Below are 21021 nucleotides of genomic sequence, written 5' to 3' on the forward strand. Positions count from 1 at the left end.
TGCCGGCCCCGCCCTCCAGCAGGTCATGGCCGAAATCCCCCTCCAGCCGGTCGGACCAGATACCGCCCCGCAGGGTGTCATTGCCATGACCGCCCCGCAGGGTGTCGTCCCCCGCCTGCCCCAGCAGCCGGTCATGCCCGTAGCCGCCCAGCAGGCGGTCGTTCCCCTCACCGCCAGTCAGCAGGTCGTGATCCGCGCCACCATGAGCCCAGTCGGCGCCGCTGCCGCCATGCAGCGTATCCGCCCCCGCCTGCCCCTCCAGCCGGTCGTTGCCCGCGCCGCCCAGCAGCAGATCCGCCCCGGCACCGCCCAGCAGGCTGTCGCGCCCTGTTCCGCCTTGCAGCCGGTCCGCCCCGCCGCCGCCGTCCAGCCCATCATTGCCATCGCCTCCTTCGAGCCTGTCCTGCCCGAATCCGCCCAACAGCCGGTCATTGCCCCAGCCCCCCATCAGGATGTCTTCGCCCGCGCCACCATGCATCCAGTCATTGCCCGCGCCGCCGTCCAGCAGATCGCCCCCGGCCTCGCCCTCCAGCCGGTCATCGCCATCCCCGCCATAAAGGCTGTCGCCGTTATCTCCGCCCCGCAGCAGATCCGCGCCCGCCCCGCCCTTGAGGATATCGACATTCTCACCGCCGATCAGCGTGTCGCGCCCCGGCCCGCCGGTCTCTTCGTTGAAAAGGCCCAGATTGGGCCGGTCGGCAGACCACAGGATGCGCTCCAGCACCCGGTCGGGGCGAAACCCGCGGCCGTTGTGGCTGTGCAGTTCAGTCTCTTCTCCGCCTGAAAAGCGCAGAATGGCCCCCCAGTCGCGCCGGATCACCTCAACCCCCTGCGGCCCGTAGAGCATCGGCACAGACGACAGGTCGAGCCAGTCCTCCGACAGCTGGAAATCGGTGATCACGTCGCGCAGCCCGTCGGCCTCCAGCACAAAGACATCCCGGCCGCCGCCGCCGGTCAGCCGGTCCGCGCCGCGCCCGTCCGCCAGCGTATCGTCTCCATCCTGCCCGAACAGGCTATTATCGCCGGTCCCGCCCAGCAGCAGATCGGCCCGGTTGCCGCCGTCGATCCGGCCGCTGTCCGGCTGCGCGACCATGCCCCTTGCCGACAGGTCGACCGACAGCTCGGCCAGCCCCGCAGTTTCAGAGGCCGCGACGATCCGCAGCGCCGCCCCCTGCCGCATCAGCGCGAGATCGGTGATCCCGTCCAGGCCGGATCCGGTGACATCCTCAAAACTGTCGAGATGCAGCAGACGCCCCCCCGGCAGCAGCAGGAACAGGCTCAGCCCGGCATCGCCGCCGCCGGTCACGACATAGGTCCAGTCGCCATCCTGCAGCACCTCCACCGCCTGGGCCCGGCCAAACCGGGTGTTAAGGCTGTCCAGCAGGTGATCGGTCACCTCCAGCTCGCCCGCCTGCGTCAGCTCCAGCACGCTGATCGCGCCGCTTTCCCCGCGATCGGCGGCACTGGTCACCAGCACATAGCTTTTCCCGCCCAGCTGAACCGTGGCCATATCGGTCGGGTCGCTCAGCAGGCCCAGCCCCGACAGGACGCCCTTGCTGTCGGCCAGCTCCAGCCCGCCGGCCGCCCCGATCCGAAAGGCACTGAGCCCGGTCTCCGTGGCGCTGAGGCTCAGCAGGAATTCCGTGCCGCCGGCCTGCAGCGTGGTCAGCGCCACCGGATCCGCCAGATAGCTGTCCGCGGTATCGCGGATCGACGGCCCGGCGCTGAATCCCGCGCCATCGGGGCGGAAACACTGCAGCCGGCCGCTGTCGGCCATCCCGTAAAGCCAGCCCGCCGCGCTGCCCGCCATGACCCCGCCCGGCGCCCCCCCGATCCCGGCAAGCGGCAGGGTCTCGGCCGGGCCGAAGCTGCCGCTGTCGTCGATCCGGTAGCCCAGGCGGCCGGACAGGCCCAGCCCCGACAGGATCAGCACCGGATCGCCCCCCGCCGTCACGACAGAGCCGCCGCCCGATCCGACCATCCGCAGCGATGTTGCATCATCAAAGGTCACGCTGTCGTGGCGCTGCAATCCCTCCGGCCCCAGGCTCAGGCTCATCAGCCCGCCGCCCGGCCCGCCCGTGGCGACCAGAACCGGGCCCGCGCCGGTATCCACCCAGTCCAGAGACCTGATATTAGACCCTGTTTCGCCCCATATCGCGCTGTAACGCGTGTTGAACTCGACGATATGCATGGCCACGCCCCGGTTGTTCCGGGGTCGGAAATGCCGGGGCGGCATGGCAAATTGCGCCGGGTTTTCCGGCGGAAATCGGGAATTTCAATACAGGTTGATACAGTGTTTCCGGATCAGGGACAGTGCCCCGCCCGGCCCGGGGTCAGGCCATCAGCGCCTGATGGGTTTCGATCGCCTCGTCGAGGTTTTCGAAATATCGCAGCTTTCCCCGATCCAGCAGCAGGCCGGCATCGCAGAATTCGCGCAGCTCGGCCATATTATGGCTGACCATGATGGCGCTGGAATTGCGCATGCGGTCGCGAAAGACCTCGCGGCTCTTGCGCCGGAACCGGGCATCGCCAACCGAAGTGGTTTCATCCACCAGATAGGTGTCGAACCGGATCCCCATCGAGGTGCCAAAGGTCAGCCGCGTCCGCATCCCCGCCGAATAGGTCCGCACCGGCATGTTGAAATGCTTGCCAAGCTCGGCGAAGTCCTTGACGAAATCGATCAGGCTGTCGGTATCCACCCCGTAGATCCGCGCCACAAAGCGCACGTTCTGTTCGCCGGTCATCATCGGGTGAAAAGACCCGCCAAAGGCGACGGGCCAGGAAATCGTCCCGTCCGACACAACCCGGCCCCGGTTGGCCGGCAGGGTCCCGGCGATGATCTGCATCAGGGTCGATTTGCCCGCCCCGTTGCGCCCCAGAAGCCCCAGCGACCGCCCCGTCGGCAGGGTCAGGTTCAGATCGTCGATGACGGTCTTGAACTCGCCGCCCACCCAGAACCCTTTTGAGAGATGTTCGAACCGGATCACCGGGGCCGGCCTCCTCAGCCCTTGTCGCGGATCGAATAATAGACCAGCACCGCAATCCCCCAGCCCAGGCAGAGGAACAGCCCCGCCAGCCCCAGCAACAGCAGCCGCTGCGGATATTGCGAGGATTCCGCGGCCGTCGGCGCCACATAGGTGGCCAGATACCGGCTCTGACGTTCCGCCGTCGCATAGGCCGCATCGCGGGCCGCCAGCGCCGCGCGATAGGCTTCCTCGGCAAATTCGCGTTCCACCTGCAGCCCTTCGAATTCGGCGATCAGGGTCGGATAATCCTCTTCCGTTCCGGTGACCTTGGTGGTGGCGAAATTGCTGCGCTCTTCCGCGATACGTTCCCGGATCACCCGGATCCGGTTGAGCGCCTGGGTCACACGGGGGTCGTCATTGCCGGTCTTGGAGGACAGCTCGTCAAAGATCACCAGCTCTGCCGCCAGCTGCTGCTGCAGGGTGTTCATCACCCCCATACGGCCCTGGATATCGGCCTGGATATCGACGATCTGGGTCCGGGTGCGGAATTTCGTCAGCGCCTCCCGGGTCGATTTCAGGCGGATTTGGGTCTGTTCCAGCTCCTGATCGGCATAGCGGATGGCATCCAGCCGCGCGGTTTCGTTCAGCGCATTCACCAGCGACTGGCTTTCGATCAGGACCTGGCGCGCGATGGCCTGCGCCTTGTCGGGATCAAAGGCCATGACCCGGACCTCCACCAGCCCGGTCCCCTGGTCGTAGGACACCCGCACGATCCGCTCCCAATAACTCAGAAGGTCTTCGATCGTGGCATCGGGCCTGAGCGCGAACAACGGGTCGCTGCCCCAGAAACCGCTGTAATAGTCCCGCAGATTCAGGGTTTCATCGACCCGCCGGACCATCTCCTGGCTGCGGATGAACTCATACAGGACATCGCCGTCCTGCGTCGCCGTTCCGCCGGTAAAGGCCGCCAGCCCGCCCAGCAGTTCAGAGGCGCCGGCGCCTTCTTCCTTGCGGACGGTAAATCCGAGGGTGGAGCTGTACCGGTCATCGGCCACGACCCAGAGATAGGCCGCCGCCGCCAGCAGGGGCAGCAGAACGATCAGCGCAAAACTGGCCAGCACCCCCCAGTGCCGCCGGCGCATCCGGGCCGGTTTCGCCATCGGCCGGACCGCCGCCACGGCCGGTTTGGGCCCCGGCGCGGGGGGTGCCGCAACACCGCTGGCCCCGTTTCCAGAATTATTGTTTTTATTCAAAGCCTTATTCATAAGGCCCCCATTTGCATTTCCGACAAATCCTTATCATACTTGCGCCGGGAATATCCACGGGAAACATCTTCATGACCACATCCGAGATCCCGCCGGCCGCCGAACCTGGCGCCGGGGTGGCACGCGGGTTCCGCACCGGCCGGGTTGTCCTGGCGCTGATGCTGCGCGAAATGGCCTCGCGCTACGGGCGCTCGCCGGGGGGCTATCTCTGGGCCATTCTCGAACCGGTCGGCGCCATCGCCGTCATGGCCCTGGGCTTTTCCCTGCTGGTGCGCACGCCGCCGCTGGGCACCAGCTTCCTGCTGTTCTTTGCCACCGGGTTCATTCCCTTCAGCCTTTATCAGAATCTGGCAACATCCGTGTCGAAATCGATCAATTTCTCGCGCGCGCTGCTGACCTATCCGGTGGTCAGCTGGATCGATGCCATCCTCGCCCGGTTCCTGCTCAACAGCCTGACCGCCATCATGGTCAGCTATCTGATCCTGCTGGGGATCATGCCGCTGTCCGACAGCCCGGTCGCCATCGACTACGTTCCGGTTCTGGAGACCATGCTCATGGCCATGGGGCTGGGGCTGGCGGTGGGGACGATCAACTGTGCCCTGACCGGGCTGATCCAGATCTGGGGTCAGGTCTGGTCGATCGTGACACGGCCGCTGTTCATCGCCTCCGGCATCTTCTTTCTCTATGACGACCTGTCGGAAACCGCGCAATCCGTGCTGTGGTACAACCCCCTTGTCCATCTCGTCGGCTGGATGCGCACCGGGTTTTATCCCAATTACGAGGCGCCGTATTTCTCCGGCCTCTATGTGCTGGGCTGCACCTTTGTCCTGCTGTTCCTGGGCATCGTCCTGCTGGGCCGGTATCATCGGGATATCCTCGCAAACTGAGCCTGAACCGCACATCAGGGTCTGTTTTCTGCTGTCCTGACCTGGTCAGACCGGTCCGGATCCGCCCAGGACAGGACCTGATCGTGATCCACCCCGGTCCGGCCGGCCAGCCCGTCCCGGATCGCCCGCAGCATCAGCCGCAGGAACCGGCCCCTTTCGCCGGCATGGTGCCGTATCTTCCACAGCCATTTCGGCCCGACGACCAGCAGCGCCGGCCAGAACATCCAGCCCGCCGCCATCCGGTACAGCATCAGCAGGTTGCGATGGTAATAATAGACCTTCCAGAGCGGGTGAAACCGCCCCCTCTGGGCCGCGGCAAAGGTCGAACAGTCATGTTCGAACCGGACCGAGGGTTCAAAGCCGATCCGCCCGCCCTGGGCCGACAGGCCCAGCGTATACAGCCCGTCATCGCCATAAAGAAACAGACCCGGATCCGGCAGCCCGGCCCGCGCCACGGCCGCCCGCGAAATAAAGAACCCGACAAAGGAGGTCACGTCGATCGGACATCCCTCATCCGCGTCATAGGCCCCGGGTTTCAGGTGGAACCCGCCGCGCCCCTTCAGAACCGTCCGCAGGAATTCCGCGCCGTGCCAGAACGGATTGCGCGAGGGGCGGTTCATCTCGCAGATCCGGCCATCTGGGAAATAGACCGCCGCCGCCACCGCGTCCCAGCGGCTCAGATCCAGCGCGTGAAAGGCGGCAAGCCCCCCCTCGGCCGGGCGGGCATCATCATCCATCAGCACCATCCAGTCGGGATCATGCAGGGCCTGCGCCTGCGCCATGCCCATGGCAAACCCGCCGGCGCCGCCCAGGTTCGTGGCCGGCCGCAGAACCGTCAGCCGCGGATCGGTCTGCCCCGCCAGCCAGTCCTCTGTCCCGTCGGTCGAGGCATTGTCCACCAGCACCACGGCCGCCAGTTCCGTCCCGGGCGTGGCCAGCAGCGCCGCCAGTGTCGGGCGTAGCTTGTCCAGCCGGTTATAGGTCACCACCACGGCGACAAGCCGGCCTGCTCCCGGCCTGGCCTCGGCACTGCTGCCGGTCCTGCTCTCGCTCATCCTGCCCCCGCTGACAGCGCCGTCCCCGGCCTGTCCCTGTTCATATTCCGCCCGCCCTGTCAAATTCCGGCGCCGCCCCCCCGCTCAGAGACGCTGCCTCAGCCACGCTTCCAGATCGCCGGCCAGCTCATCGTCGACCCGCGCTCCGCTCAGCACCAGCCGGGTGCCCTTCCGCTGCAGAACCAGTCCATCGGCCAGTTGCAGGGCCTCGGACGGCCCTGTCGCCCCGGGTCTGTCCGACCGGGAGGGCGGGGCGGTCTCCGCGCCCGGTTTCGGCTCTGAACAGCGCTCCAGAGCCTGTTCTATCACGGCGATCTCAGTCTCTGATCCGGTCACTTCGGTGCCCGACAGCGCATGGCGCAGGCGCAGGCCCAGATCCGGATGCGCGGTCAAGGCGCGGGACAGGGCAAGGCCCAGCCGCTCGCCGATCGCCTCGGGATGGCGCAGCCATCCATCGAGCGCGGCAACCACCGGAACGAAGGACCCGATCTTGGACCGGCGGGGCCGGGATGCGGCGGCAAAGAGGGTCTGCAGCGCGGCCCGATCCGTCTCGAATACGCCCTGTTCCACCGATTTCGCAACGATCCGCGCCCGTTCGAAATAGCTCAGCCCGGCGCGGATCTCGTTTTCCTCGACCATGGCAAGATAGGCCGAGGCGGAATCCGCCGGGCGGCGCAGCAGGGCCAGAACCTCACCGAATTTCGCCTCTCCGGTCTCTTCCTGCAGGGCGGTCAGCGCGGCGCAGCGGCGCCAGCCCGAAATCAGCCCGTAGTCTCCCTCGCCCAGATCCACCAGTTCAACCGGGGTCTGCTGGCCGCGTTGCCGCAAGCTGTCCTTCAGCGCCTGCATCTCCTCGCTGTCGCTGACAATCCGGTCACGGACGAGGTAATCGAGCCTGATCCGCCCGATCGGCACGGTAATCAGCATCCGCCCCTCTTCGCGGGCGGCGATCAGGGTGCGGGACATTTCCTCGGCCGCGGCGGTGACGGAGGCATCCCGCGCCACATCCGCAATCGGAGCGGCCATCGGGCTTTTCGCCTCGGGAGGGGTTTCGAGAAATGCCATATTCGCGGGGGTCAGCCTTTTGCGTTTTGCCATGGGATCGTCTCGCGTCAGAGGAAAGGATTGGTAAACGGAGCGCGCGGCAGGGCAGGGCGCGCGGGGCGGGAGCAGATGTTTCGCGCGCGAAACATTGGGTCCGGACCGGACCTAACGCCCGTCATTCCGCCGCCGCCTGTCCGGCCAGCTCATCGCGCCGCCAGCTGCCCACCAGCAGCGCCTTGAAGGCGGCATAGGTCTCGTCAAAGGTTTCTCGGCCGCGCACATAGGTCTCGCGGTTGAAATCGCGGTAATCGGCCTCGTAGATGCCCTGCACCTGTTCGCCGGCCTGACCGATCAGCGCGGTGAAATCCTGCCGGTGCGGTGACAGGGTGGTGCCCAGATAGGCCTGCATCAGCGCCGCAAGCTCGGCCTGCTGGGTGCCGTCGTAGCGGGTCACCACCGCCCGCACCGCATCCCATTCGAAAGACAGCCCCTCGCGGCCAAGCGCCCGGGCGGCCATGTTCTCGGCCTCCTCGATGGAGGAAAAGGTGGAATGCAGCATGTCGAAGAACCGCCCCGTGCTGTCGAATTCCAGAAAGGACGCCCCCAGCGGCACCAGCAGGATATCCGCCGCCGCCAGCCCGTTGATCGTGAGGTAGCCAAGCGCCGGCGGGGTATCGAGGAAGACGACGTCATACTGGTCCAGCACCCCGTCCGCCGCCAGCGTCTCGGTCAGCGCATCCCAGAGCTTCCAGCCCCGGCTCTGCATCCGCCAGACGGGGATCTGGAATTCAGCCCAGTAGAGATTCAGCTGGGCGCCGATCAGGTCGATATTGGGCCAGTGGGTGTTCTGGATCAGGCTGTCCGCGCGGATCTCCAGCGCCTCTGACAGCGTGTCGTCGAGGGGCAGGGGGGCCTCGCCGCGGTCCATCCGCCGCTGGTTGTCCTTCTGCAGGGTCGTGGCGTAATGGCGCGCCAGCAGCGGGAAGACGGTCTGCCATTCATCCTCGACCTTGCCGCCGAAGATGGAGGTCATCGATCCCTGGCTGTCGAGGTCGATCACCAGCACCCGGTAGCCATCGAGCGCCGCCGACATGGCCAGATGCGCGGCGGTGGAGGTCTTGCCGACCCCGCCCTTGAAATTGGCCACCGCGACCATCTTGGCCTGGGCGCCTTCGGGGCGGTAGGGCAGGTAGCTTTTGGCGCGCGATCCCTGGCTGCCGAAATGGGCGCGCAGGCGCAGCACCTCGTCGAGGGTGAACCATTTGGCGCCGCCCTCTGTCTCCGACCGGCCCTGAGGCAGGTCGGGGTTCTGTTTCAGCACCCGGCGGAAATGGCCGGTGGCGACGGGGATGAGATAGCGCGTGATCTCCCAGGTGGAAAACAGCCGCAGACTGCGGCCGCCATTCTCCTCCAGCCCGCGGGAGGCCAGATCGGCGCGGCCGGAGGCGCAGGCATGGGCGATCTGACGAAAGCCTTCGGTCCCGGCGGCGGGCTCCAGCGTCGCCATGGCCGCATCCGGATCAATGGAAAGATAGGGGGGCAGGGGGGCTTTTGGGTCCGATTTCATGGGGGCCTGTTCAGAAGTCTGCTCTGGGATCTGTTCTGGGTTCTGCTTTGCGGGTCTTTGCCCGATGTACGCTCTTTCGGGAAGGATACGCGAAAACGGCGAACATGGAAGGAGAATGCGCACAACAGGCGCTTTTTCTCAGGATTTCAGGGAAAAACAGAAGCCGTCAGGGCGGAAAATCGCAGCTGTGCTTGTTATGAATCTGTTATTAGTACGTTACGTGTCCGCTGATCTCACACAAGCCCCTGATTTTCGACCGGCTTTTTGAGAGAGGCGATTCCGAACCCCCGAAAGAGCGACTCTGAACCCACGCCCGGTCGATTCCGATCCGCCGAAAGCGGCGCCGCGGCGCTGGACGGATCCTGTGGATAACTTTAGGGTGTCACTGAAACCCCGAAAGGAATCGCCCGGGCACAGGGCGGCGGCGGGGGCGGGCATGGCGCCGTGGCAGCACGGATGCCAGAGGATACAGGCGGCAGGCAATGACGGCCATGGCAGGACAGGGGGGCGGACTGCCCCCGCACCGGCATCCCACGGGAGACCTTTTTGTCTGCGACATCTTCGATGCCGCGCCAAAGGACGATCTGGGCACGATGGAGCATCCGGTGTTTTCGCTGTCGACCCGGCCGGACCGGCGGGTCCTGTCCTATGCGCATAACGGCACAACCGTGGAGGTCACGCCCAGCGTCAAGGGCCGTGCCACGATGCATGACAAGGATATCCTGATCTATTGCGTCAGCCAGCTGATGGCAGGGATCAATGCCGGGCGCCCGGTTGGCCGGCGGATGACGCTGAAGGCCTATGACCTGCTGGTGGCCACCAACCGCGACACCTCGGGGGATGCCTATCAGCGGCTGCGCGAAGCCTTCGAGCGGCTGGCCGGCACCCGGATCACCACCAATATGACCACCGGCGGGATGGAGACGACCTCCGGCTTCGGGCTGATCGACAGCTGGGAGATCCTGCGCCACAGCCGGGGCGGGCGGATGGTGTCGGTCCTCGTCACGCTCAGCGACTGGCTGTATCGCGCGGTGCTGGCAAAATCGGTGCTGACGCTGTCGCGCGATTATTTCCGGCTGCGCAAACCGCTGGAGCGCCGCATCTACGAGCTGGCCCGCAAGCATTGCGGCCGTCAGAGCGACTGGACCGTCAGCCTGCCCGTGCTGCAGAAGAAGGCCGGCTCTGCCGCGCCGATCCGGGTCTTTCGCGCCGCCATGCGCCGGATGATCGACGAGGACCACCTGCCCGAATACAGCCTGAGCGAAGAGGCGGGCGATATCCTGCGGATCCGCCGCCGCGACGCCGTGCTGGAGCCGGCGGAGGCACCACAGGTCAGCCCCGAGGCGCTGGACCAGGCCCGCGCCCTGCGGCCGGGGGCCGATGTCCATGCGCTGGTGGCGGACTGGCAGCGGTTCTGGGCCGGGTCGGGGCGCCGGCGGCTGACCAGCCCCGACCGGGCGTTTCTGGGCTGGCTGGCCCGACAGCGGCCCTGACCAAAAACCCTGAGTAAGACCCTGACCGCCGCCGCTGCGCGGGCGGGGGGCGGGGCGGAGACCGTCCCGCAGCGCCGCACAAACCGGGTTATCCAGGATGATTTTCAAATTTTATCATTAGGCGATGTGTTAATTTTTGGTTAAATGCATCGGAGCCCTGTTTCGCCCATATGACGTAGCCATTCCAGAAAAGGTTTTTTCCGATGATTCCCCTGACCCAGCTTCCACAACCTCTGTCCCACGCCGTTGAAGGCGCTCTTGTGACCGAGGTCGGGGATGCCGCCGGCGGCACCTGGACCTCTTATGACATTTCGGTTGGCGACCGGTTTTCCGGAAATATCGGCTATGCCGATGATGACTGGGTGCGGGTGTCCCTGGTTGAGGGGGAAACCTATACAATCGAGGCCTATGGCGACGACAGTTCTGCTTTCGAGCTCTGGGATCCGGTGCTGACGGTTTACGATTCCAACGGCTACTGGCTGGCCGAGAATGACGATATCGATTATGTCGGCGGCAATCTGGATTCCTATCTGGAATTCACCGCCAGCTATACCGGCGATTTCTATCTCTCTGTCACCGGGTTTTATTATACCTACTCCGGCTACACCGAGGGCGATTACTTTCTGGAGATCGAGGGATCGGGAACAAACGACCCGACCGATCCGGATGAGCCGGCCTCCGCATTGTCCGAACTGGCCGATTACCTGACCGACGGCTACTGGGAGGACAATTATCTTGGCCGCCACAGCTTTGCGCTCGGCACCGACCGGGCGCTGACGGTCAACCTCAACAATCTGTCTTCCGACGGCATGCAGCTGGCCCGCTGGGCGATGGAAACCTGGAGCCTGGTGGCCGATATCGATTTTGTCGAAACCTCCGGCAGCGCCGATATCACCTTCTACGAACCCTACAGCAGCGATGCCTATGCCGATTACGTCGCCTATGGCGACGAGACCAGCTATTCGACGGTGAATATCGGCACCTCCTGGCTGGATTATTACGGCACCTCCTTCGACAGCTATTCGCTGCAGACCTATGTGCACGAGATCGGCCACGCCCTCGGGCTGGGCCATATGGGCAATTACAACGGCTCGGCCGTTTATGGCTATGACGAGACCTTCTCCAACGACAGCTGGCAGGTCTCGGTCATGTCCTATTTCAGCCAGGAGGATAACACCTCCATCGATGCCACCTATGCCTTTGCGGTCGGCCCGATGATGGCCGATATCCTGGCGATCCAGAACCTGTACGGCGCCTCCACCGCGACGGCCGGGCGGACGATCTGGGGCGCCAATACCAATATCGGCGGCAGCCTTGGCGATCTGATGGAGGCGGCCATCCGGGGCGAGAGCTCTTCCGATCTGGCCGGAGAGCCGGTGGCCTTCACCATCTACGACAATGGCGGGATCGACCTTCTCGATCTGTCGCCGCTGAGCACGGCGGTGCGGATCGACCTGGCGCCGGGCAGCTATTCCGATATCGCCGGCGGCACCGGCAACCTGGCGATCGCGCATAATACGACGATCGAACAGGTCTTTGCCGGCTCTGGCAATGACACCGTGCTGGGCAATGCCGCGAACAACCTGCTGGACGGGCGGGCCGGCAATGACCGTCTGGAAGGCCGCGGCGGCAATGACCGGCTGGAGGGCCGCAACGGCCATGACACCCTGCTGGGCGGCTTTGGCACCGACACGCTGGCGGGCGGCAATGGCAATGACGTGGTCACCGGCGGGTTTGGCCGGGACCGTGCCTTCCTGGGCAATGGCAACGATACTTATTCCGATGTCGGCCAGGGCGGGTTCCTGGGCGCCGACTGGGTGTTCGGCGCCGAAGGCAATGACGATATCAGCACCGGCGGCGGCAATGACACCATCCGCGGCGGCGGCGGCAATGACAGCCTGGCCGGCGGCGACGGCAATGACAGCCTGCAGGGCGAGGGCGGCTTTGACGTGATCTTTGCCGGCGATGGCAATGACCGGGTCGACGGCGGCGTCGGCCGGGACCGCGCCTTCCTGGGCAATGGCAATGACGTCTACACCGATGCGGCCCAGAACGGGTTCCTGGGTTCTGACGTGGTCTTTGGCGGCAATGGCAATGACAATATCAACACCGGCGGCGGCAATGACACCGTCTCGGGCGGGGGCGGCAACGACACGCTGGCGGGCGGCAATGGCAGTGACAGCCTGTCCGGCGACGGCGGCTTTGACATGATCTTTGCCGGCAATGGCAATGACACCGTCTCGGGCGGGGCCGGGCGGGACCGTGCCTTCCTGGGCAATGGCAATGACACGTTCATCGACGACTGGCAGGGCGGCTTCCTGGGCGGCGACGCGGTCTTTGGCGGCGGGGGCGCGGATCAGATCATCCTGCGGGGCGGCAATGACACCGCCTCCGGCGGGGCGGGGGCGGATACCTTCAGCTTTGCCGGCGCGACCATCGCGCGGGATGTCATCACCGATTACAGCGCCATGGATATCCTGCGGTTCGACGATGCGCTCTGGACCGGCAGCCTGAGCGGGTCGGACGTGGTGGACCGTTTTGCCTCGGCCACGACCGACGGCGTTCTGTTTGCCTTCGGCGGCGGCAATTCGGTGCTTCTGGAAGGCATCGGATCGGTCAATGACCTGGGCAATGTCCTGGTCTTCTGAGGCAGGCCAGAGACGGATCTGACGCGGATCTGACATCGCCGCCCGGGCCTGCGCCGCGGGCGGCGATGCGTTTCGGGTAATCCATATTATGCTGTATCGGCCCCGGACGGGGCGGCGCAATAATGCGATGGATACCGGCCCGACTATGTTCTAACACTCGGTCCCGATCCGCGCCGGCACGACGGCATCACGACATTATCTGCGAGAGAACGACCATGCCGAAAAAGCTGCTCCTTCACATCGGGTGCCACAAGACCGGGACCACGGCCATCCAGAGAGCCTGCATGCTGAACCGCGACGCCCTGCGGGACAAAGGCTGGAGCTTTGCCCTGGGCCCGCGCAACGTCGCCAACTGGGGCAATATCTTCGGCTTTCCGATGACCCCGGAGGGCGTGCAGTTCCGCATTACCCCCAATGGCTATGAGCGGCTGGGAGAAGGGCTGGACGGGCTGGAGGGCAATGTCATCCTCTCGGCCGAGGATCTGTTCTTCCTCGAGGAAGAGGAGATCGGCCAGCTCGCAAAATGGCTGGCGCCGCGGTTCGACGAGATCGAGATCTGCGCCTATCTGCGCCGGCAGGACGAGCTGGCGGTGTCGCAGAAGGCCCAGGGCGCCAAGACGGTGCAATCCGCTTTGCTGTTCGGCACCACCCCGGGCGCCCTGCCCGAGCTGACGCCGGGGGTGCGGCGCTATCTCGATTTCGCGGGCAAGCTGGAGGCCTGGCGATCTGCCTTCGGGGGGCCGGTGCTGACGGTGCATGAATACAACCGCGCCCGGCTCAGCGGCGGCGATATCGTCACCGATTTCTTTGCCCGGCTCGGGCTGGAGCCGGACAACGACCTGCAGGATGTCAACAGATCGCTGGGCGCCAATCAGACGCAGCTGCTGCTGAGCCTGCGCGCGGCCGGGCTGAACCAGGTGGCCGTCGCGCGGGCCCGCAATGCCGGCTGGATCGGCGAGGACAGCCATGGCGGCCTGCGCCCGTCCCGGGCCGAGGCGCAGGCCTTTCTGGCCGAATTCGCCGGATCCAACCGCCGGCTGCCCGATGTGCTGGGGCATGATTTTGCCTTTCACGACGACATGTCGAAATATCCCGAGACGCCGCAGGACACCGGCTATGCCGAGTATGAACGGGACAACCTGCTGGCCCTTGTGGCGCGGCTGTCGGGCATTGCCTCGGTCGAACGGGCGCTGCCGCTTTACAATATCGGCAAGAGCATCGCCGAGATCCGCCCCCGGATGGCGCTGACCCTGATGGAGCTGGCCTCGGAGCTTGACCCGGCCCGCCAGGATGTGCGCCGCGATATTCTGCGTCTGACGGAGATCGTGCAAGACATGGACCGCCAGCCATGACCCCCCCGCCCGGGACATGGCTGACGCGGCTCTGGCCGCGCCCGGTCCCGGGGGCGAGCTGGACCGTCGTCTCCACCGTCGCCGAACCGCCCGCGCTGCTCTATGCCTTTGTGGCGCATTACCTCGGGCTGGGGGCCGATGAGGTCCATCTGTTTATCGACGATCCCGACCAGCCCGGCCTGGCGCCGCTGCGGGCGATGGACCGGGTCCGGCTGACCATCTGCGACGACGCCTACTGGGACGAGGTCAACAACGGTGTCCGGCCCCGGGGGCAGGAGCTGCGCCAGATTCGCAATGCCAGCCGCGCCTACCGGGCCTGCCGCACCGACTGGATGTTTTTCTGCGATGCCGACGAATATCTGACCGCCCGGAAGCCGGTGGCGCAGATCCTGGCCGGGGTCGACCCGAAGGTGATGCATTGCCGGCCCCATATGGCCGAACGCGCCTTTGACGCGGAGCGGGCGCAGGCGGATCTCTTTGACGGGGTGCTGAAACTGCCCCTGCCCAACCGGCCACGGATTCTTGACGCTGTCTATGGCGGGCTGGCGCCGCTGACGACCGGCGGGTTCCTGGGACATGTGATCGGCAAATCCTTTACCCGCACCGGCCAGGATCTGGTGATCCGGATCCATATGCCCGCCCCTGCCGACCCGGCAGAAGAGGCCCGGCTGAGGGAGGCCAAGAAGATGGGGCCCGGGCCGCGGCTGCCCGAGTGCTGGCTGGTGCATTACGACGGGCTGACCCCGCTGCACTGGCGGCTCAAGATCCTGCGCTACGCGCTGGAATACGCGGCCCTGCGCGCGGCCGGTGTGGCCCAGCCCTTTGCCGCCCGCCTGCCCGCCCGCCAGCGCCAGATCCGGCGGGTGCATGACAGCCGCGACCGCCGCGCCACCTTTGCCGAACTGCAGCCGCTGATCCTGCTGGACGCCGCACAGCAGGCCCGCCTGCGGGAGGCCGGCGGCCTGCTCGACAGCCGGCCCGATCCCGGCGCCGCAGCACGGCAGCTGGTGGAGGGTACGGAGGGGGCGCCGCAGGCGCTGCGCTTTTCCGCCGAGGCTTTCGATGCCGCGCTGCGCGACCGCCGCGGCGATCTGATCGCGCAGCACGGGCTGGAACTGTGACCGCCCTCGCCCCGCCCGCCCCGCCCTGCCATGGCCAAGCCATTGCAACACAGGGCAGAACCTGCCAGACCCGACGCGTTGCAGCCGGTTCCGGCCGGCCGGTTTCATGACGATTGGAATGCCCATGTTGATCGCTGTTTTCCGTCCCCCCCTGCCCTCCCTGCCGGAGGCCCGGAGATGAGCCGGCCGCATCGCCTGCAGACCCTGCTCTGGCCGGAACCGGGGCTGGTCACGGATCGCGACATGTTCTTCCAGCTGGAGGGGCCGGTGGGGTTTTCCATGCCCGAGCAGCGGCTGGAATTCCTGCCCGGCGGGACCGTCCGCTTCGACAGCTACGCCAATCTCTTCAACAGCGGGAAATGGGTCAAATACTGCGGCCTCGACCAGCTCGCGCTGGAGATCGAGGGCACGGGCCGGTTTGAACTGACGGTCTGGCTGATCTGCCCCGAACGGTCCTGGCAACGGCTGATCACAGAGATCGTCGCGCCGGAGGCCGGCACCCCCCTGCGCCGCGAGATCGACCTGAGCGGGGAGGCCGGCGGCACCCGCGGCCTGCTGGCGGTCGATCTGAAGGCGCTGGACCGGGGCGGGCTGCACGACATGGCCTGGGTCACCGACCGGCCCCCCCTGCGCAGCCCCGAGCTGATGCTCTCGGTCACCACCTTCCGCCGCGAAGAGGCCGTGCGCCGCACCGCCGACCGCTTCGCGCGCTTTGCCGCGACCTCCCCGATCGGGGATCACCTGCATATGGCGATCGTCGATAATGGCCAGAGCGCGGAGATCACGCCCGGCCCCCATGTCAGCCTGGTGCCGAACGAAAACCTCGGCGGGGCCGGCGGCTTTACCCGCGGGCTGATCGAGGCGCAGCGGCGCGGCGCCTCGCACTGCCTGTTCATGGATGACGATGCCTCCGTCCATATGGGCGCGGTGGAACGGACCTGGACCTTCCTCGCCTATGCCACCGATCCGCGCGCAACGGTGGCGGGCGCCGTGGCCAATGCCCAGCATCACTGGAAACTGTGGGAAAACGGCGCGATCTTTGACGGGCTCTGCCAGCCGCGGCACATGGGCACGGATCTGCGCGACATCCGGCAGGTCGCCGAGATGGAATTCGACAGCACCGCCACCCAGCCGCATAATTTCTACGGCGGCTGGTGGTATTTCGCCTTTCCCGTCGATCAGGTCCGCCACCTGCCCTTTCCGTTCTTCGTGCGCGGCGATGATGTGAGCTTTTCGCTGGTTCATGACTTTGCCATCACCACCCTGCCCGGCGTGATCTCCTACCAGGACGAAGATTTCTCGGTGAAGGAAAGCCCGCTGACCGTCTATCTCGACCTGCGGTCGCATCTGGCGCATCACCTGGCGCTGCCCGGGATGGAGATCGGCCGCAAGGGGCTGGCCCGGATCATGCTCCGGTTCTGGCTGCGCAGCCTGCTCGACTGCCATTACGAAACGCTGGAGGCGGTGGCCATCGCGCTGGAGGATGTCCGGCGCGGCCCCGATTTCTTTGAGGCCAATGCCGATATGGCGACCCGCCGCGCCGAGATCGGCGCGCTGACACAGGCCGAACGCTGGCAGGAAGAGGAGGACCGGCTGCAGCGGCCGATGCGGTCCTGGCTGCCCTCTGACAACCTGCTGGCCCGCAGCCTGATGAAGCTGACGCTGAACGGGCATCTGCTGCCCTTCTTCACCCGGATCGGCGACCGGATCGCCCTGCCCGCCACCCTGCGCGGCGCCCGCCGCCCGATCTGGGGCGCGGCGCGGATCACCTATCGGTCCCTGGATGGCCGGCGCAGCTATACCGTGCGCCATGACAAGGCCCGCGCGGCCCGGGTCAGCGCCCGGATCTTCCGCGCCGCCCGCGCCATATTGCGGGACTATCCCGCCCTGAAAGAGGAATGGCGGCAGGGATATGACCGGCTGACCGGGCCCGCCTTCTGGCACCGCAGGCTGGGGCTGGAGAGCGTGCCGCCCGCGCGCCCCGATGCCGCTGATGCCGCCGAATAGACCCGCCCCGCGGGACGGATCGGGCCGGGCTGGCCGCAAAGACTTCGTTTTTTGGCCATGCCCGGACCATTCTTGCCCGCCAGACTGCGGCGTCAGGGGCGGGACCGGACCGGGCCGCCGCCACAATCACCTCCGGGGGGCTGGGTCATGAAAATCGCTGTTGTCGGGATGGGCTATGTGGGCCTGTCGAACGCTGTTCTGCTGGCGCAGCACAATGACGTCATTGCGGTCGATATCGACGCCACCCGCGTCGCCACCGTCACCGCGCGCAAAAGCCCGGTGATCGATGCCGAGCTTGAGGAGTATCTCGCCAATCGCGATCTGAACCTGACCGCCACAACCGATCTGGCCGCGGCCGTGACGGGGGCGGATTATGTCATCGTCTCCACCCCGACCAATTACGACCCCGACACGAATTACTTTGACACCTCTTCTGTCGAGACCGTCATCAGGGGCGTCATCGCGGTGACCCCGGAGGCCACGATCGTGGTCAAATCCACCATCCCCGTGGGCTTCACCGACCGCATTCGCGAGGAGCTGGACACCGATCAGGTGATCTTCAGCCCCGAGTTCCTGCGCGAGGGCCGGGCGCTTTACGACAACCTGCATCCCTCCCGCGTGATCCTGGGCGAGGACAGCCCGCGCGCCCGGACCTTTGCCGGTCTGCTGGTGGAGGGGGCCATCCGCAAGGATGTGCCCGTGCTCTTTACCGGCGCGGCCGAGGCGGAGGCGATCAAGCTGTTCGCCAATACCTACCTTGCGATGCGGGTGGCCTATTTCAACGAGCTCGACAGCTATGCCATGGCCGCGGGCATGGACTCGCGTCAGATCATCGAGGGCGTCGGGCTCGATCCGCGGATCGGCACGCATTACAACAACCCGTCGTTTGGCTATGGCGGCTATTGCCTGCCCAAGGATACCAAGCAGCTGCTGGCCAATTATTCCGATGTGCCGCAGAACATGATCCGCGCCATCGTGGATGCCAATACCACCCGCAAGGATTTCATCGCCGCCCAGATCGTCGCCCGCGCGCCCAGGGTCGTGGGGGTCTACCGGCTGGTGATGAAGGCGGGGTCGGACAATTTCCGCCAGTCCTCCATTCAGGGGATCATGAAGCGGATCAAGGCCAAGGGGATCGAGGTGGTGGTCTATGAGCCGGCGCTGGAGGAGGAGAGCTTCTTCCGGTCCCGCGTGATCCGTGACCTGCCCGCCTTCAAGGCAGAGGCGGATGTGATCCTGGCCAACCGGACCACGGCCGAACTGGCCGATGTCTGCGACAAGGTCTTTACCCGCGACCTCTTCGGCGGCGACTGAGGCCGGTTCACAGACCCCGTTTCAGAAAAAACAGGGTCTGTTCCTGCCAAAAACGGCTTTGTTTCGGGTCAGAGCGGCGCCATGACAAAGGCCGGGGCCGTGCCCTTTTCGACAAAGACCGCCGCCGTATCCAGCGCCTCGCGGATGGTGACATCCATGTCGAGGTAACGATAGGTGCCCAGACGGCCGACAAAGGTCACGCCCCGGGTCTTTTCGGCCAGCGCGACATAGTCGGACAGCAGCGCCTTCTCCTTCACCTGGCGGATCGGGTAGTAGGGAATGTCGTCGGGGGTGCATTCACGGGAAAACTCGCGATAGCAGACCGATCCCTCATGGCTTTCCCAGGGGCTGAAATGCTTGTGCTCGGTGATACGGGTATAGGGCACGTCGACCTCACCGTAATTCATCACCGCGCAGCCCTGATAATCACCCTGATGGGTGAAGCGTTCGAAATCCAGCGTCCGGTAGCCCAGCCGACCCAGTTCGAAATCGAAATAGCCGTCCAGCGGGCCGGAATAGAAGACATGGTCATAGTCGCCGGCCTGATCGCGGGCAAAGCTCGTCTCCAGCTGCACGGTGATGCCCGGATGGTCGAGGATCGCCGCGATCATCGCGGTATAGCCATTCTCCGGCATGCCCTGAAACTGATGGAAGAAGTAATTGTCGTCGTAGTTGAAGCGCACCGGCAGGCGTTTCAGAATCGAGGCGGGCAGTTCCGACGGGTGACAGCCCCATTGCTTCATCGTGTAGCCCTTGAAGAAGGCCTCGTAGAGATCGCGCCCGACAAAGCGCATCGCCTGTTCTTCAAAGGTCTGCGGATCGGCGATGGAGGTATCGGCCTGGTCTTCGGTGATAAAGGCATGCGCCTCTTCGGGGCGCAGGGTCTTGCGGAAGAACTGGTTGATCGTGTGCAGGTTCACCGGCAGGGAAAACACGCCCAGCTCGCCTTTTGGGTCGCGGGAGGTGGTTTTGACCCGGTTCTTATAGGGCAGGAAGGTCTCAAAGCTGTTGACGTAGTCCCAGACCTCCGCGTCATCGGTGTGAAAGATATGCGGCCCGTAGATATGCACCATCACGCCGGTTTCCGCATCGCGTTCGGTATGGCAGTTGCCGCCGATATGGTCGCGCGCGTCGAGGATCACCACCTCATGCCCGGCCTCTGCCAGTTTCCGCCCGATCACAGCCCCCGACAGGCCCGCCCCCACACATAAGATCTTCATCACTACCCCCAGGTTATGCGGGGGCCTTTTCACATGGCGGGGCGGGCTTGGCAACGCTCCCCCGGCGGGGGCGGCCGTCAGGCAAAGACCACATCGGAGGCAGAGAGGTCACGCGCCGTGAGCCCCTCCAGCAGAACGCCGCCGCCGGTCCAGTTGACCCAGAGCCCGCGGGGGGCGTCGTCGATGTCGAGCGCGCGGAAGTGATTTTCGCGGACCGACAGCTCAAGACGGTCCAGATCCGGGTCGAAATCGGCAATCACATTACGTCCGGCGGCGGCGGTGAAAACAAAGCTGTCCCGCCCGGCCCCGCCGCTCAGGATGTCAAATCCGGGCCCGGCGATCAGCCGGTCATTGCCGGCCTCGCCCCGGATCATATCAGAGCCTGTTCCGCCCGAAATCGTATCATTTCCCGCGCCGCCGGTCAGGGTGTCATGGCCCCCGCCGCCCTCGACCCGGTCGTGACCGGCCTGCCCATGGGCCAGATCATCGCCGCCGCCGCCGCGGATCGTGTCATTGCCGTCGCCGGCAAAAATCCGGTCGCGTCCCACCAGCCCCGCCTGGGCGGCATCGAGGAACAGGTCATGCCCCGCCCCCAGCCAGATCCGGTCCGGCCCGGCGCCGCCCAGAACCGTATCATTGCCGGGCCCCGCATCGATGATATCGGCCAGGCTGCCGCCGTGGATCCAGTCGTTGCCAAAGCCGCCCGCCAGACGATCCGCGCCGTTCTGCCCCTCCAGCCGGTCATTGCCGAACCCGCCGTCCAGCCGGTCATTGCCGGTGCCGCCGCGCAGGGTGTCATGGCCAAAGCCGCCCGACAGCACATCGGTATGATCGCCGCCGTCCAGCAGGTCGTTGCCGCCCTGCCCCTCCAGCCGGTCCCAGCCAAAGCCGCCGAACATCCGGTCCGCGCCGGTGCCCCCCAGCAGGGTATCGGCCATCAGCCCGCCGTGCATCCAGTCATTGCCGGCCCCGCCCTCCAGCAGGTCATGGCCGAAATCCCCCTCCAGCCGGTCGGACCAGATACCGCCCCGCAGGGTGTCATTGCCATGACCGCCCCGCAGGGTGTCGTCCCCCGCCTGCCC

Annotated in this window: 15 protein-coding genes; 7 read left to right on the forward strand and 8 right to left on the reverse strand. The window is 65.8% G+C overall.

The genetic code is table 11. The features are described from left to right. The 3 genes from ACRARG_RS21360 to ACRARG_RS21370 all read right to left on the reverse strand — a co-directional run. Positions 1–2191 (reverse strand): calcium-binding protein (locus ACRARG_RS21360; protein WP_432692027.1); only part of this gene is annotated, 2191 nt, incomplete at its 3' end. Between the two features lie 142 nt (positions 2192–2333). Then, positions 2334–2987 (reverse strand): ABC transporter ATP-binding protein, encoded by a 654-nt coding sequence (locus tag ACRARG_RS21365; RefSeq protein ID WP_432692028.1) that lies wholly within the window; start codon positions 2985–2987, stop codon positions 2334–2336. 14 nt (positions 2988–3001) lie between these two features. After that, entirely contained in the window at positions 3002–4126 is a 1125-nt protein-coding gene (locus tag ACRARG_RS21370) for a KpsE/RkpR family capsule polysaccharide export protein (protein WP_432692029.1), read from the reverse strand. Positions 4127–4302: 176 nt separating this feature from the next. On the opposite strand from ACRARG_RS21370, the gene ACRARG_RS21375 reads away from it, so the two are divergent. Continuing rightward, complete coding sequence (locus ACRARG_RS21375) at positions 4303–5118, forward strand: ABC transporter permease (protein WP_432692030.1); 816 nt, start codon at positions 4303–4305, stop codon at positions 5116–5118. 14 nt (positions 5119–5132) lie between these two features. Here the strand turns inward: ACRARG_RS21375 and ACRARG_RS21380 are convergent, their stop codons facing one another. From ACRARG_RS21380 to ACRARG_RS21390, 3 genes are all read right to left on the reverse strand, one after another. Next, a complete protein-coding gene (locus ACRARG_RS21380; protein WP_432692031.1) occupies positions 5133–6173 on the reverse strand; it encodes a glycosyltransferase in 1041 nt (346 codons plus the stop codon). An 84-nt stretch (positions 6174–6257) separates the two neighbouring features. Further along, positions 6258–7271 (reverse strand): ParB/RepB/Spo0J family partition protein, encoded by a 1014-nt coding sequence (locus tag ACRARG_RS21385; RefSeq protein WP_432692032.1) that lies wholly within the window; start codon positions 7269–7271, stop codon positions 6258–6260. 121 nt (positions 7272–7392) lie between these two features. Beyond that, a complete protein-coding gene (locus tag ACRARG_RS21390) occupies positions 7393–8784 on the reverse strand; it encodes an AAA family ATPase (protein ID WP_432692033.1) in 1392 nt (463 codons plus the stop codon). A 491-nt stretch (positions 8785–9275) separates the two neighbouring features. Here ACRARG_RS21390 and ACRARG_RS21395 point away from each other — a divergent pair, with 491 nt between their 5' ends. The 6 genes from ACRARG_RS21395 (at position 9276) to ACRARG_RS21420 (ending at position 18719) form a co-directional block, all read left to right on the forward strand. Beyond that, positions 9276–10277 (forward strand): replication initiator protein A, encoded by a 1002-nt coding sequence (locus tag ACRARG_RS21395; protein WP_432692034.1) that lies wholly within the window; start codon positions 9276–9278, stop codon positions 10275–10277. 203 nt (positions 10278–10480) lie between these two features. Then, positions 10481–12925: a M10 family metallopeptidase gene (locus ACRARG_RS21400; protein WP_432692035.1), complete on the forward strand. Its 2445-nt coding sequence runs from the start codon at positions 10481–10483 to the stop codon at positions 12923–12925. A gap of 215 nt (positions 12926–13140) precedes the next feature. Then, on the forward strand, positions 13141–14277 hold the full coding sequence (locus ACRARG_RS21405; protein ID WP_432692036.1) for a hypothetical protein: 1137 nt from the start codon (positions 13141–13143) through the stop codon (positions 14275–14277). Further along, positions 14274–15398, forward strand: a complete 1125-nt coding sequence (locus ACRARG_RS21410; protein WP_432692037.1) for a glycosyltransferase family 2 protein — start codon at positions 14274–14276, stop codon at positions 15396–15398. The genes ACRARG_RS21405 and ACRARG_RS21410 overlap by 4 nt, the downstream gene beginning before the upstream one ends. Positions 15399–15575: 177 nt before the next feature. Then, positions 15576–17405: a glycosyltransferase family protein gene (locus tag ACRARG_RS21415; protein ID WP_432692038.1), complete on the forward strand. Its 1830-nt coding sequence runs from the start codon at positions 15576–15578 to the stop codon at positions 17403–17405. A 147-nt stretch (positions 17406–17552) separates the two neighbouring features. Beyond that, positions 17553–18719, forward strand: coding sequence for a nucleotide sugar dehydrogenase (locus tag ACRARG_RS21420; protein WP_432692039.1), 1167 nt, complete (start codon positions 17553–17555; stop codon positions 18717–18719). A gap of 68 nt (positions 18720–18787) precedes the next feature. On the opposite strand, the gene glf is transcribed toward ACRARG_RS21420, so the two are convergent. Both glf and ACRARG_RS21430 read right to left on the reverse strand, forming a co-directional pair. After that, positions 18788–19939 carry a UDP-galactopyranose mutase gene (gene glf / locus ACRARG_RS21425; RefSeq protein ID WP_432692040.1) on the reverse strand — a complete coding sequence of 384 codons (1152 nt, stop codon included), beginning with the start codon at positions 19937–19939 and terminating at the stop codon, positions 18788–18790. Positions 19940–20016: 77 nt separating this feature from the next. Beyond that, positions 20017–21021, reverse strand: a 1005-nt coding sequence (locus tag ACRARG_RS21430) for a calcium-binding protein (RefSeq protein ID WP_432692041.1), incomplete at its 5' end; no start/stop codon positions are given.

Origin of the sequence: Pseudooceanicola profundi, from assembly GCF_050897955.1 — a bacterium.
Taxonomy (GTDB): domain Bacteria; phylum Pseudomonadota; class Alphaproteobacteria; order Rhodobacterales; family Rhodobacteraceae; genus Pseudooceanicola.